This window comes from Ruegeria arenilitoris (assembly GCF_013030265.1).
In the GTDB taxonomy this organism is placed as follows: Bacteria; Pseudomonadota; Alphaproteobacteria; order Rhodobacterales; family Rhodobacteraceae; genus Ruegeria; species Ruegeria arenilitoris_E.
In genome coordinates, this window is sequence record NZ_WPZQ01000001.1 from 95,583 (window position 1) to 108,667 (window position 13,085).

At 54.1% G+C, this 13,085-nt stretch carries 14 protein-coding genes; 1 reads left to right on the forward strand and 13 read right to left on the reverse strand.

Annotated elements, in window-relative coordinates; translation table 11 throughout:
• Positions 1-64 precede the first annotated feature (64 nt).
• Positions 65-1,210, forward strand: a complete 1,146-nt coding sequence (mnmA, locus tag GOX61_RS00510; protein ID WP_155139119.1) for a tRNA 2-thiouridine(34) synthase MnmA — start codon at positions 65-67, stop codon at positions 1,208-1,210.
• Here the strand turns inward: mnmA and GOX61_RS00515 are convergent.
• The 13 genes from GOX61_RS00515 to frr form a co-directional block, all read right to left on the reverse strand.
• Complete coding sequence (locus GOX61_RS00515; RefSeq protein ID WP_170330463.1) at positions 1,207-1,788, reverse strand: hypothetical protein; 582 nt, start codon at positions 1,786-1,788, stop codon at positions 1,207-1,209. The two genes, mnmA and GOX61_RS00515, sit on opposite strands and share 4 nt — an antisense overlap.
• Positions 1,788-2,945 (reverse strand): lipid-A-disaccharide synthase, encoded by a 1,158-nt coding sequence (gene lpxB, locus GOX61_RS00520; protein WP_170330465.1) that lies wholly within the window; start codon positions 2,943-2,945, stop codon positions 1,788-1,790. The genes GOX61_RS00515 and lpxB overlap by 1 nt, the downstream gene beginning before the upstream one ends.
• Complete coding sequence (locus tag GOX61_RS00525; RefSeq protein WP_170330467.1) at positions 2,945-3,739, reverse strand: LpxI family protein; 795 nt, start codon at positions 3,737-3,739, stop codon at positions 2,945-2,947. The genes lpxB and GOX61_RS00525 overlap by 1 nt, the downstream gene beginning before the upstream one ends.
• Before the next feature lie 4 nt (positions 3,740-3,743).
• The gene (gene lpxA, locus GOX61_RS00530) at positions 3,744-4,526 is read right to left on the reverse strand and encodes an acyl-ACP--UDP-N-acetylglucosamine O-acyltransferase (protein ID WP_155139127.1); all 783 of its coding nucleotides are present in this window, start codon (positions 4,524-4,526) and stop codon (positions 3,744-3,746) included.
• Positions 4,523-4,996: a 3-hydroxyacyl-ACP dehydratase FabZ gene (gene fabZ, locus GOX61_RS00535; protein WP_155139129.1), complete on the reverse strand. Its 474-nt coding sequence runs from the start codon at positions 4,994-4,996 to the stop codon at positions 4,523-4,525. The genes lpxA and fabZ overlap by 4 nt, the downstream gene beginning before the upstream one ends.
• A 72-nt stretch (positions 4,997-5,068) precedes the next feature.
• The gene (locus tag GOX61_RS00540) at positions 5,069-5,653 is read right to left on the reverse strand and encodes an OmpH family outer membrane protein (protein ID WP_170330469.1); all 585 of its coding nucleotides are present in this window, start codon (positions 5,651-5,653) and stop codon (positions 5,069-5,071) included.
• A 5-nt stretch (positions 5,654-5,658) separates the two neighbouring features.
• Positions 5,659-8,019, reverse strand: coding sequence for an outer membrane protein assembly factor BamA (gene bamA / locus GOX61_RS00545; RefSeq protein WP_170330471.1), 2,361 nt, complete (start codon positions 8,017-8,019; stop codon positions 5,659-5,661).
• A 129-nt stretch (positions 8,020-8,148) separates the two neighbouring features.
• Positions 8,149-8,295, reverse strand: coding sequence for a hypothetical protein (locus tag GOX61_RS00550; RefSeq protein ID WP_170330473.1), 147 nt, complete (start codon positions 8,293-8,295; stop codon positions 8,149-8,151).
• Positions 8,296-8,386: 91 nt separating this feature from the next.
• Positions 8,387-9,739: an RIP metalloprotease RseP gene (gene rseP / locus GOX61_RS00555; protein ID WP_170330475.1), complete on the reverse strand. Its 1,353-nt coding sequence runs from the start codon at positions 9,737-9,739 to the stop codon at positions 8,387-8,389.
• A 5-nt stretch (positions 9,740-9,744) separates the two neighbouring features.
• Positions 9,745-10,917: a 1-deoxy-D-xylulose-5-phosphate reductoisomerase gene (dxr, locus tag GOX61_RS00560; RefSeq protein WP_170330477.1), complete on the reverse strand. Its 1,173-nt coding sequence runs from the start codon at positions 10,915-10,917 to the stop codon at positions 9,745-9,747.
• A complete protein-coding gene (locus tag GOX61_RS00565) occupies positions 10,917-11,699 on the reverse strand; it encodes a phosphatidate cytidylyltransferase (RefSeq protein WP_170330479.1) in 783 nt (260 codons plus the stop codon). The genes dxr and GOX61_RS00565 overlap by 1 nt, the downstream gene beginning before the upstream one ends.
• On the reverse strand, positions 11,696-12,427 hold the full coding sequence (locus GOX61_RS00570) for an isoprenyl transferase (protein WP_170330481.1): 732 nt from the start codon (positions 12,425-12,427) through the stop codon (positions 11,696-11,698). The genes GOX61_RS00565 and GOX61_RS00570 overlap by 4 nt, the downstream gene beginning before the upstream one ends.
• A 9-nt stretch (positions 12,428-12,436) precedes the next feature.
• Complete coding sequence (gene frr, locus GOX61_RS00575; RefSeq protein WP_155146946.1) at positions 12,437-13,000, reverse strand: ribosome recycling factor; 564 nt, start codon at positions 12,998-13,000, stop codon at positions 12,437-12,439.
• Between the last annotated feature and the right edge of the window lie 85 nt (positions 13,001-13,085).

Consider the following 13,085-nt stretch of genomic DNA (forward strand, 5'->3'; position numbering starts at 1 on the left):
CCTTGAGAGTGTGTAGAATTTTCCTATATTCTGCCGGTCTTTCTTAACCCTGACTGGAACCGCCATGGCCCTCGATACCGAGACCCCGCTGAACTCACTTGGTTTTGCCAAACCGCCTTCGGAAACGCGGGTGGTTGTTGCCATGTCCGGTGGCGTGGACAGTTCGGTCGTTGCGGCCTACCTCGCGGATCAGGGGTATGACGTCGTGGGTGTAACTCTGCAACTTTATGATCACGGCGCTGCATTGGCCAAAAAAGGTGCATGCTGCGCAGGGATCGATATTCACGATGCACGTCGCGTCGCCGAAGAGCGCGGGTTCCCGCACTACGTTCTGGACTATGAGAACATCTTTAAAGATGCGGTGATTGATGAGTTCGCAGATAGCTATCTGGCTGGCGCGACACCTGTACCGTGTATCCGTTGCAATGAGCGTGTGAAGTTCAAGGATCTGCTGGAAACGGCAAAGGACCTAGATGCCGACTGTATGGCAACCGGCCACTACATTCAGCGCAAGATGGGAGAGAACGGGCCCGAGCTGCACAGCGCAGAGGATGCGAACAGGGATCAATCCTATTTTCTGTTCTCGACCACGCCAGAGCAGTTGGACTTCCTTCGCTTTCCGCTTGGCCACCTGCCCTCAAAGGACGCGACGCGTGAAATGGCTGCGCAGTATGGATTGGCGGTCGCAGATAAGCCTGACAGCCAGGACATCTGTTTTGTACCGAACGGCAATTATGCCAGTGTGATTGAAAAATTACGTCCAGGTGCAGCAGAACCGGGTGAGATCGTTCATGCGGACGGTCGGGTTCTGGCGCAACATAACGGTGTCATTCACTACACGATCGGTCAGCGTCGCGGTCTTGGCATCGGCGGCCTGAGCGAGCCTTTGTACGTGGTAAAGCTCGACGTCGACAAAAAGCAGGTTGTGGTTGGTCCGAAAGAGATGCTGGCCACCCGCACGGTTCCTGTCCGTGAGATTAACTGGCTGGGCGATGCGCCATTCATGTCTCAGAAAGAATGGCATGTCTCGGTCAAGGTCCGCTCGACCCGGCCACCGCGCGAGGCAATCATTCGACCACTGTCGGACACTACTGCCGAAGTAGAGCTGTTTACGGCAGAAGAAGGCATTTCTCCCGGTCAGGCCTGTGTATTCTATGAATCCGAGGGCAGCCGCATCTTTGGCGGCGGGTGGATCTGGCGCGGTTATTAGATCGCGTCAGTCCATGAGTTGCTGAGGATGTAGATCCCGGCGCAGATCATCACATAGGGCACCAGTTTCTCCAGCCGGCGGGCCAATCCGCCGGTCATGACCGGTGTTCGCGCGCCCAGAAAGCCCAAAAAAGCCAATCCTAAAGCAGCCAAGGACGCGCCAATCACGCCCGCTATCCGGAAACTCGGGGCGGAATCGGCGAGCAAAGGCGCAAGAACGGCGAATGTATCCATCGATAAGCTGATGAAAAGCATCATAGTCACCAGCGTTGATGCGCTGGATGATATGTGCGGGTCGGTTTCGGAGCCAGTGCCCCTGTACTGCCGTACTACTCCAAACAGCCCGAGGGTCAGAGGAAACACGCCCAGATATCCGGCCCAGTGAGGCACGACATCATCTACGCCCAATGCAAGCAACAATGCGGCGCTGATCACGATAATCTGTGCCAGAAGAAATCCCGTTACAGCCCGACGCGGCCCGGATACCAGCATCAGGGCGAGCAAGGCCGCCAGATTGTCCAGATTGGTCAATATCTGAGCCATGAAAGCGGATGCAGCAAAAACCACGTGATCCAGCATCAGGCCCTCATTCGCTCAAGAACCGCCCGGGCTGCCCGCAGGCCTGGGGCTTCTCCGCCTCTTCCCAAGCGCTCCATAGTGACTGACATGGCATCGTATTGCTCGGTCGGGTTCTCAGAAACGTGTTTCAATGCCGATGCGATCTTATCGGGTTGGCAATCATCCAGCAGACATTCCGGAACCGCACGTGTGTCTGATACGAGGTTGACCAGTGTTACGGTATCCAACTTGACCATGCGCTCGGCCATTTTTTGTGTCAGCCAGTTCAGCTTGTAGGCAATCACCATTGGTGTGTTCTGTGCTGCCAATTCCAACGAAACTGTGCCCGACGCTGCAAGCGCCAGATCAGCCGCGCCGAAGGCCGCCCGTTTATGGGCCGTGGCCTGCGATGCGCTTACCTTTCGGGGGTCTAACACCAGCGCATTGCCAGGCCAGTTTGGCACGATCGAATTGATCAGATCTGTGGCTGGCCCGACAGTTGGAACAACAACCCGAAAATCTGGTCGCTCGGCCAGGAAAAGCTGCAGCGCCTCGCCGAAACACGGGGCCAGCCTTTCAATCTCGCCTTTGCGAGAGCCCGGCAAGGCCAGCAAAATCGGTGCATCCCCTAAATCAAATGTCTGACGGAATGCCGAGATGTCCTGAGGGGTCGCTATTGGTTCGCTGGCGACGGGGTGACCAACAAAGTCGCATTCCATCCCAGCGCGTTCCATATAGGGCGGTTCAAACGGCAGCAGCGCCAGAACGTGGTCAATGACCTTCGCCATCTTATCCGCCCGTCCGGGCCGCCATGCCCAAACACTGGGCGCCACATAGTGAACTGTGCGGATATCACTACCAGACTTCACGATTTTGGCCACGCGCAATGAAAAATCAGGGCTATCGATCGTAATCAGTACATCTGGTTTCGTGTCCAATACAGCTTGCGCTGTCTCGGAAATGCGCTGTTTCAGGTGAAAGAACTTCGGCAACACCTCAACCAGTCCCATGACGCTGAGTTCTGACATGGGAAACCGGCTGACCAGTCCTTGCTCCTGCATCAGAGGGCCGCCAACGCCGTCAAACTGAACTTCGGGGACGAGGGTTTTCAAACCCTCCATCAATGCGCCACCCAACCGATCGCCCGAAGGTTCTCCGGCGACCAGAAAAACACGCATCAGACCGCCCGCTCGCGGACGAACAGGAACAGTCCCAGCCGGTCACATTCCTCGATTACACGCTCGCGTTCGAGAACAATGACGCCGCCCTTTTCGATGACGATACCTGTCAGGCCAGCCGCTACGGCTGCCGCGACAGTGTCCGGCCCGATCGCAGGCAGATCAGCACGTCTGTCCTGATCCGGCTTTGGGCCTTTGAACAGGATCCCTCCGCCCGCGTCTGGTCGCTGGGTCAAAGACTGCAGCATCCACGCAGTGCCAAAGATACCTTCAACGGCCAGCGCCTGCCCTTTGAGAACAGCACAGGCCTGTCCGATGTCAGCAGCGCCCATATTGCGAAGAATACCGGCACCCCGATCGGCATCTGCAAGATCAGCGTCCGATGGCTGCGCCTGTGTCAGGCACCCCAGCGGAGGCAGGATGTCCGGTGCAATCTCGTGGGCTGCGCGCACGTTAATGCCAGCATCCTCAAAAATGCCGATCACTGCGCGCAAGGCACCATCATCCCCTGACATCATGGCTTTCTGCAATATTGGAACCAATGGCATCGTAGCAGCATCGATGCGCTTTGGATCAATTGCAGGGCGTCGTACTGCGCCTGCCATGCAGATTTCAGTCACTCCTCGGCTCTTCAGCTCTGAAACGAAACTGCCCAACTGCTCGAGAGGAAATTTAATCTCAGGAGCCAGGTTGTCGGGCAAAAACCCTTCCATGGAACAGATCAATGGGCGCTCGGCCAACCGAGCAATCAGTTCATCCGGCAACGCACCTGTTCCTGCGATCAGAGCCAGCATTTGCTTACTTCCTTGGTGTCAGGAAAGATCGGTCGGATTCGCCGGTCACAAAATCGACGATCCTCCGAACATATTCGCTGTCAGAATCGCCCAGTCGCTTGGCCCGGTCCATGAATGTACCATCGCCTTCTGACAACTCACGAAAGGCTGCACGCAGAGCCGAGATATCTTCTCGGGAAACACCGCGTCGTTTCAGCCCTACAAGGTTCAGACCATCAAGCTCACCACGAGGTGCCTGTACCAGGCCGTAGGGAATGACGTCATTGGCGACCATCGTCAGTGCACCAATGATCGCGCCACGACCAACACGAACCCATTGATGCAGACCTGAAATGCCGCCGACGATCACGTCGTCTTCAACGACGCAATGCCCAGCTGCGCCGGCATGGTTCACCATGATGACCCGATTGCCGATCTGTACATCATGCGCGACGTGAACACCCGCCATCAGCAGGCAGTCATCGCCAATACGGGTTACACCACCACCACCTTCGGTACCGGTGTTGATCGTCACATGTTCGCGGATGCGGTTTCGTTTGCCGATCTCAAGACGTGTATCTTCGCCGCCAAACTTCAAATCCTGGGGGATCTCTCCAATGACCGAGAAGTTAAATATCACGGTGTCTTCACCCACCGAAGTGTCTCCGGTGACAACCACATGTGACTTCAGCTCGACCCGGTCACCCAGACTGACCTGCGCGCCGACATAGCAAAACGGCCCGATTACACAGTCCTGGCCGATCCGCGCGCCGTCTTCGATGATTGCGCTGGGATGAATACCGCTCATGTCGTCTTTTCCATGTCCCAGTCTACATAGGCTGAAAATTCGGCCTCGGCCGCCACTTCACCGTCTACGGTCGCCCGGCCACTGAATTTGAAGATCTTGCCGCCGATTTTACCACGAACGGTTTCCACATGCATTTCAAGTATATCGCCAGGCACAACCTTACGACGGAACTTACACTTGTCGATGTTCATGAAGTAGATCAGCAACTCGCTGTCGATGACGTCCATGCCGACACCCAGCATGACACCTGCTGTCTGAGCCATTGCCTCAACAATTGTTACACCCGGCATGATTGGCGTGCCCGGAAAATGACCCTGAAAATGAGGTTCATTCATGGTGACGTTCTTAATGCCAACCGCAGACTTGTAGCCCGAGATATCCACCACCTTGTCGACCAGCAGAAACGGGTAGCGATGCGGCAGAATGCGCTGAATCAACTGAATGTCGGCACTCTTGGTTTCTGTGGTCATTGTGCAGATTTCCTGTTCTGGATTTCTCGTTTTCGAGTGGTTAGCAATACCGCTGGATAAGAGCAAGACAGCCTATTGGCTGTCATTGTCTTCCAAACCGGTCCCGTCACCAATCGCGCTATTTATCCTAGCGATAGCGGCATCCGTTATATCAGAAGCATCTGAGCTGAGAAAAACATTGGAACGCTCAATGATCATCGACGCACCGTATTCACGCAGAAGATCAATGAGAACCGGTTGGACCAACTCAAAAAATCTGCCACGAGCTTCCTCGCTGCGTCGGGCCAATGCGTCCAGTTTTGCGCGCTGGCTATCTCTGTGTTGTTGCACTTTCCGGTCGAATGCTTCGGCCAATGGGCGAAACTCAGACGCTTCAATTTGTGCCCTTTTTTCGGTGAGTTCTTTTTCCTCATTGCTAAGTTCAGATACGATCCGTTCGTTTTCGGCAGCAAGCGATGCGCTTTCGGCTTCGATTTCTCCGAATACACGCTGTCCGAATGCGGATTCGGCGAACAGCCTTTCGCTAGAGATCGTCAGCACTCCGGATTCAGGAACACCCAATTGCTGAGCGAATGCCGGATTGGCAATTAACATCAGAAAAAAGACAAACAGGGCTCTAAGCGAGCCCTGTAGTATTTCCATCGGTACTTTGATCATGGAAATCAGAACTGTGCCTGAATGGTCAGGTCAAAGTTCTGCTCCTTGTCGAAATCTTCCTTCTTGAGAGCTTTGGAAAAGTTGAACCGCAAAGGCCCAAACGGTGTTTCCCAGAGTACCGATACCCCCACTACGTGTCGTATAGATCCGTTGGCACCAACAATCGTAGCACCAGCTGTGTTCACGTTGTCGATGTTGTAGAGGTTACCAACATCATAGAAAACGCCACCACGCAGACCCAGCTCTTCAGGCAGACCCAATGGGAAATCTGTCTCGAACCTTGCGACCCAGTAGTAGTTACCGCCAATCGCGTCATCCTGCCCGTTGGACAAATCTCGCGGGCCAAGACCAGCTGGCTCAAAACCACGGAACGTACTGGGACCAAGCACGTAACGATCAATTGTCCGGCTGAAGTCATTTCCTCTCCAGTGCAATGCGCCTAGTTCTAAGCTCGCACGCAAGGTCATTTCTTCATTCAAAACTCTGGTTTGGGCTATCGTTCGTGCGGATGTCTTGAAGTACTGGTTGTCACCTCCAAGCCCTGCGGCATCCACGCCGACTTCGAACAGAACACCCGCATTTGGATTCAGACCACCCAAGCGGCTGTCATATACGTAGGTAAGCCCCAACGAACTGCTTACACGTTCACCTTGTGCAATTTCAGAAGTAATAACCGCTCCGTTTACTTCACCACTTTGCTGGGACATCTCACTGCGATCCCAGCCATAGCGAAGCCTCAATGCGGACAACTCGCCAATTGCATAGCTAAGCTGCGGCCTGAAGAATACCGATTTAGTATCATAGCTGGCGAAGCTGGAGTTGGTGCTGGTCAATCCCAGTCCCAAATCAAAGCGCAACTTACGACCCAGCAGATATGGTTCGGTGAAGTTCAGGCTATACTCTTCAGCATCCTGTGCGGTCGAAAGATTGATACCAAGCGTTTGACCGCGACCCAAGAAGTTAGATTCCTGCAATCCAATCGCAATACCAAAACCATCCGAGACCGAATAGCTACCGCCAAGGCTCAATGAGCCGGTTGGCTGTTCTTCGACATCGACATCGACGATGACCTGACTCGGTGTTGTACCTTCGCGTGGTTCCACATCAGCGACCGCGAAGAAACCCAATGCCCGAATGCGTTCAGCACTCTGTCGTATCTCACGAGGATTGAATGGGTCACCTTCAACCGTATCGAACTGGCGTCGAATTACACGATCGAGTGTGGTTGTGTTGCCTTCAATATCAATGCGCTCAACAAAGATACGAGGGCCCTTGGTAAGAACGAATTGAACATCCAGAGTAAGATCGCGTTCGTTGCGTGTCACCCGGGGCTCGACGCGAAGAAAATCCACGCCTTGCTTGATTGCCAAACGTTCTTGCCGCGCGATTGAGTTCTCAACCAAGGTTGGAGAATACGTAACGCCCGGCTTGATCTTGAGCGCCGCTTGATATGCCGCAGCGTCCACGCCCGGGATTTCACTGACAGTACTGATTTTGCCGAACTTGAATTTCTGCCCTTCGGTGATGTTCATAACCAGGAAGAAAGCATCTCGCTCACGTGTGAACTCGACATTCGCGCTGTTCACTCGGAAGTCGACATAGCCACGAGACAAGTAGAAATCACGCAAGACCTGCTTATCAAACTCGATCCTATCCGCAATGAAGGTATCACCGCGCAAAAAGGTTCGAAGAATGTTTGCCTGCTTGGTCTCAAGTACGCGGCGCAGACGACGGTCAGAATAAGCACGGTTTCCAACAAAACTGACGCGCTCAATCTCAATAGTGGTACCTTCGGAAACTTCGAATACGAGGTCGACGCGGTTTTCACTGCGCCGAATGATCCGCGGTATCACGGTGGCCGAAACACGGCCTTGGGCCGAGTAGATTTCAGCGATCAGGTCAGCATCTGTTTCCGCAACCTGAGGCGTAAAGACACGCCTTGGTTCGGAGGATATGGCATCAAGCAACAAATCGTCCTTTACGCGACGGTTACCTTCGATGCTGATCTGGTTGATTGTTGGGTACTCCTGCACATTGATAACCAATGTGCTCCCACGAGGTGTCAGCTCGACTGTTTCAAAAACGCCACTGTCAAGCAAACGCTGGTAAGCGTCGTTCAACTGGCCCGCTGTTACAGATTGACCAGGTGCGATTCCCGTTCTGGCAATGATTGTCGAACTTTCGATCCGCTGATTTCCATCAACCTGAAATGAACTGAAGCTATAGTTTTGCGCCTGTGCGGCTTGTGGCAAAACCAGTAAACTCATTGCTGCAAAGAGGAAAAAAATCGTTAGTGTCTGCCACAAAATGTTGCCTTGCGGCTTTTGCATACCGCAGGATGTGCCCGCGCCTCTCCTGTAAGCCATATTTTTCTCTACCTAGAATTTTCGGACTTTAGAAGTTGAGTAACGGCATTGGCGCGCGTTGTCAAAAGACCAAACACAAACGCGACCCAATGGGCCGCGCGATGTAAATTTTCGATAGTGTGTGAAGAATCAGAAACCCAAGACGATGGCGACCGTGGCAAGATACGCGCCAACCGTCAGAGCGAGCGCAGTGACCCCAAAGCTTAGTAAAACATCCCAATTCAGGACGAACAGGAAGCGAAATCCCTGATAAGATTTTTGCAGTGCCTTGGTCATGATGCCGGATCCGGACATAGAAAAATTGCCCCAATTCTATGAACTCGAATTAGGGCAATTTTACGGCTTTAAGGTGCCGCAGGTGTCACATTTAGCAGAACAGATCGTTGCTGACCGCAAATAGCATCAACGACAGAATCAGGGTGATGCCTACAGCCATCAGCACCCGTAACGCCTTGTCGCTTGGCGGCTTACCCGCCACGGCCTCATAGGCGTAAAATACCAGATGACCTCCATCAAGCGCCGGGATTGGAAACAGGTTCAACAACCCGACCGCCGTAGACAGAACAGCAATGAAAAAGATGAAGTTCTGCGCGCCCTGGCTTGCCATTGCGCCCGATGTTTCGGCGATACCGATTGGGCCAGACATGTTGCACGTGCTGATAGCACCGGTAACCATGTGCCAGATACCTGACAATGACCCTTCGATAATGCGGACAGTCTGACGGACCCCCCCGGACAAGGAATCAACAATACCGGCCGGTTCCGTCGCAGGCTCCAACATCATGCCGCCCACGATGCCGATACGCCAATGCGTAACAAAGCCACCATCCGTTTGCGGTTCATCCGTTCTTCGTGGGGCAAGTGCGAACTCCAGCTCTGCCCCATCACGCCAGACATCCAGCAACAGAACCTTACCATCAGAGCTTTCCACGTGCTCTTTCAACTGTGAAAAGGCAAAGATCGGATCACCATTGACGGCGGTGATGACATCGCCTTGTTCAAGCTGGATGTCCATCGCCGCACTGCGCGGCGCAACCTGCTGAATCAGCGGAGGGAAAAGCCATGGCGCAGTCACATCGAACGTCTCGCCATCGCGAATGATCGTGTAATCAAGCGCCGGTTCCACCGGCAACGAGCGGGTAAAATTGCGCCACCCGCCTTCTTCATCAAAATCGGGTACTGGTATGCCTGCGATGGCTACGATTTCATCACCATCCTGCAATTCCTGAGCCGTTCCCGGCAGTGGGTGCAGTGATCCGACTGTCAACGGCTCTCGGGATACTCCATCCGACCAGAAAATCAGGCCAAACACCAGGATCGACATTACGAAGTTGAATATCGGACCTGCTGCCACAGTTGCAGCACGAGCCCACAAGGGCGCGCCGTGCATCGTACGGCGCAGCTCTTCAGGGCTTTGTTCGACGATTTCGGCCATCGCCTCTTCATCCTTGCCCGAAGCAGCGTTGGCGTCCCCCAGAAACTTGACGTAGCCACCAAAGGGCAGCAATGCGATCTGCCACTTCGTTCCCCGCTTGTCTACGCGGCTCCATAGAACCGGGCCGAATCCGATTGAGAACACCTCAGCATGGATGCCCGACCAGCGCCCTACGATGTAGTGACCATATTCATGCACCGCGACGATGACTGACAGCGCGATGACAAAAGCCAGTATAGTATAGAGCAAATTGCCGAATTGAGGGATCAGAGAAAGTATATCCAAAGTTTTTATCCTGCTCTTTGCAATACGGCGTCATCCACCCATTGCCGTGCCAGATGGTCCGTTTGATGCACGTTATCAAGGGTCAGAGTGGCATCAAGAAGATGGGACTCGCTTTCAAACCGATCCAGAACTGCAGCCACCGCATCGGCCATGTCCAGAAACCGGATACGTCGATCTATGAAAAGATCGAGCGCCCGTTCTTTTGCGGCGTTGAATACGGCGCCGGACAAACCTCCCCGCTCCATCACCTCACGCGCAAGGCGCAATGCCGGATAGCGAGCTTCATCAGGTTCCTGAAAGCGCAATTGCCCGAGTTTCGCCAGATCCAGCCGGTTTACCGGCAGCTCGCGCCGATCTGGCCAGTGCAGCGCATAGCCGATTGCGTGCCGCATATCTGGCGCCCCAAGATGGGCCATCACCGCGCCATCGTTAAAGCCAACCAGCGAATGAACAATCGATTCCGGATGAACCAAGACTTCGATCTTTGTCGGATCGATTCCAAAGAATTCTTTGGTTTCAATCAACTCGAGCGCTTTGTTGAACATCGATGCGCTGTCGATAGTGATCCGCTGCCCCATATCCCAGTTGGGATGGCTCGAGGCTTGTTCGACAGTTGCATTTGCAAGATCGCTAATAGGCCAGTCGCGAAAAGCCCCACCGCTTGCGGTGATAATGATGCGTTCAACAGCCGCCATGTCTTCACCAACAAGCGCCTGAAACACAGCCGAATGTTCGCTATCTACCGGCAATAGCCGCGCATCATGTTGTTGCGCGGTCTCAAGGACCAATTGTCCAGCGCAGACCAGCGTCTCTTTATTTGCAAGTGCGAGCGTTGCGCCCTGCTTTAGCGCCTCAATTCCCGGCGCAAGACCTGCTGATCCGACGATTGCTGACATCACCCAATCGGCGGGACGTGCGGCTGCTTCTTTGATTGCGGCCTGACCAGCCGCGGCTTCCACACCACTGCCGGACAGTGCTGCCCGCAAGTCATCCAAACGATCATCATAAGCCGTTACAGCCAAATCTGCGCCCAGCCGAATTGCGTCATCGGCAAGTTGTTTGGTATTTGCACCACCGGTCAATGCGACAACATCATATGCATCGCGATCGCGCGCAATCAGATCAATCGTATTTTGTCCGACAGATCCGGTCGCACCCAGGATTGTTATCTTGCGCATTACATGCCTCCGGGCGCGTAGAATAACCCAGCGATCAGCACAAACAGCGATGCTCCCATCATTCCGTCAAAGCGATCCAGAAATCCTCCGTGCCCGGGGATCAGGTTTGAACTGTCTTTCACGCCAAATTTCCGCTTTGTTGCGCTTTCCACGATGTCGCCCGCCTGACTAGCCATCGAAGCCAGCACTGAAATCAACACGAACATGATGCCGAAACCGGCCTGCATTGCGAAGATGCCGCCAACGATTGCTGCGGCAGCCCAACCACCGGCAGTTCCCGACCAGGTTTTTTTGGGGCTCACCTTTGGCCAGAATTTAGGGCCACCGATGGTTTTGCCCACAAAATACCCGGCAACGTCGGTGGCAACCACCACCGAGATCAACCAAACCATCCAGCCGAAACCCATATTCTCGCGGATCGAAATGAACCCCAGGCCCGAAGCCGCGATCCAGATCGCAAACAAAGCGTAAATACCACGCGCCTTTTTTACCTGCCCGGCACCGACAAGTGCCGGAGCCAACAGGAAGGGAAGTTTGTAGAGCGGTGGAAGATGATAGCTAAGAACAACAGCAAATCCAGTCAGGATACCCAGCTGGATTGCAACACCGCTCCGCTCTGGATCAACCATTCGGACCAGTTCCCAGGTCATCAGACCACAGGCAGCTGCTATGAACGCCTCGAACCACAGACCACCAAGCCAAACTTCGATTGCACCGATTGCAATCAAAACAACTGCGGACAATATGCGGGCAGTCAGATCAGACCATCGGCCATCACTCATGCCGGAACCGCTCCAAAGCGCCGCTCCCGGGAACCAAAGCTCTTGCAAAGGCGTTCCAACTCGGCCGCAGTAAAGTCAGGCCAAAGTGTATCGATAAATTCGTATTCGGAATACGCCGACTGCCAGAGGAGGAAATTTGAAATCCGTGCTTCGCCGCTGGTACGTATCACCAGATCCGGATCCGGTAGTACCCTAGTGTCCAGATATCTGGGCAGCGTTTCTTCGTCGACATCGTCAGGCAGCAGTTTGCCGTCAGCCACATCCCGTGCCAACCGCTGGGTTGCACGCGCGACTTCATCCCGACCGCCATAGTTCAACGCAACGGTCAGGTGGACAAGGTCATTGTCCTGCGTTTCCCGCTCAAGTGTATCCATCAAATCGGTCAGCTTTGAATCCAGCCTCACCCGATCACCGATAAATCTCACGCGGATACCGTTCTCTTTCAGTGTTCGCGTCTCTTTCACGATGTAGCGTCGAAACAGGCTCATGAGTCCGGCGACTTCAACCTGAGTTCGTTTCCAGTTCTCGGTCGAAAATGCGAACACTGTCAGATACTTGATCCCCAGTCCCGGGCATGCCTCAACAACTTCGCGCACGCGACGGGCACCGGCATGATGACCAAACAGACGTGGCCTTCCCCTCGCCTGAGCCCAGCGGCCATTTCCGTCCATAATGATGGCAACATGGCGCGGCCCCTGGACCGGCGGTGTTTGGGGATCCTTGGGCATGATCGTGGCTCAGACCTGCATGATCTCGGCTTGTTTGGTTTCAAGAGCGGTATCGACCGCTTTGATCATCTCGTCGGTCAGATCCTGAACTTCGGCTTCCCAAAGTTTCTGATCATCTTCGGACATGCCATCGGCCTTGGCCTTCTTGATCTGATCCATACCATCACGACGGACGTTGCGGATCGACACGCGTGCGTGTTCTGCGTACTGGCCTGCAACTTTACCCAGTTCGCGACGGCGCTCTTCGTTCAGTTCCGGAATGGGCAGCATGATGATCGTGCCGTTCAGCTGTGGATTAATACCCAGTCCGCTTTCACGGATTGCCTTTTCGACCTTACCAACAAGACCTTTGTCCCAGACATTTACCGTAACCATGCGAGGCTCGGGTACGTTGACGGTACCGACCTGGTTAATCGGGGTCATTGAACCGTAGGCATCCACCATCACAGGCTCGAGCATCGAAGCAGAAGCGCGCCCCGTGCGCAGCGAGGCAAATTCGGTTTTCAGGTTGGACATTGCGCCGTCCATGCGGCGTTTAAGATCATCGGTGTCCAGAATAAAATCATCAGACATGCTGCTCACTCCCCGTATTCAGGTGCTGTTCGGATGGGTCTTAAGCCATCGCAAATGGGATGTATAGCAATCATGATCAGGAATT

Bases quoted from the DNA above. Each gene is read 5' to 3' on its own strand.
- mnmA (WP_155139119.1), top strand. From the start codon at position 65: ATGGCCCTCGATACCGAGACCCCGCTGAACTCACTTGGTTTTGCCAAA.
- GOX61_RS00515 (WP_170330463.1), bottom strand. From the start codon at position 1,788: ATGCTGGATCACGTGGTTTTTGCTGCATCCGCTTTCATGGCTCAGATA.
- lpxB (WP_170330465.1), bottom strand. From the start codon at position 2,945: ATGCGTGTTTTTCTGGTCGCCGGAGAACCTTCGGGCGATCGGTTGGGT.
- GOX61_RS00525 (WP_170330467.1), bottom strand. From the start codon at position 3,739: ATGCTGGCTCTGATCGCAGGAACAGGTGCGTTGCCGGATGAACTGATT.
- lpxA (WP_155139127.1), bottom strand. From the start codon at position 4,526: ATGAGCGGTATTCATCCCAGCGCAATCATCGAAGACGGCGCGCGGATC.
- fabZ (WP_155139129.1), bottom strand. From the start codon at position 4,996: ATGACCACAGAAACCAAGAGTGCCGACATTCAGTTGATTCAGCGCATT.
- GOX61_RS00540 (WP_170330469.1), bottom strand. From the start codon at position 5,653: ATGATCAAAGTACCGATGGAAATACTACAGGGCTCGCTTAGAGCCCTG.
- bamA (WP_170330471.1), bottom strand. From the start codon at position 8,019: ATGGCTTACAGGAGAGGCGCGGGCACATCCTGCGGTATGCAAAAGCCG.
- GOX61_RS00550 (WP_170330473.1), bottom strand. From the start codon at position 8,295: ATGACCAAGGCACTGCAAAAATCTTATCAGGGATTTCGCTTCCTGTTC.
- dxr (WP_170330477.1), bottom strand. From the start codon at position 10,917: ATGCGCAAGATAACAATCCTGGGTGCGACCGGATCTGTCGGACAAAAT.
- GOX61_RS00565 (WP_170330479.1), bottom strand. From the start codon at position 11,699: ATGAGTGATGGCCGATGGTCTGATCTGACTGCCCGCATATTGTCCGCA.
- GOX61_RS00570 (WP_170330481.1), bottom strand. From the start codon at position 12,427: ATGCCCAAGGATCCCCAAACACCGCCGGTCCAGGGGCCGCGCCATGTT.
- frr (WP_155146946.1), bottom strand. From the start codon at position 13,000: ATGTCTGATGATTTTATTCTGGACACCGATGATCTTAAACGCCGCATG.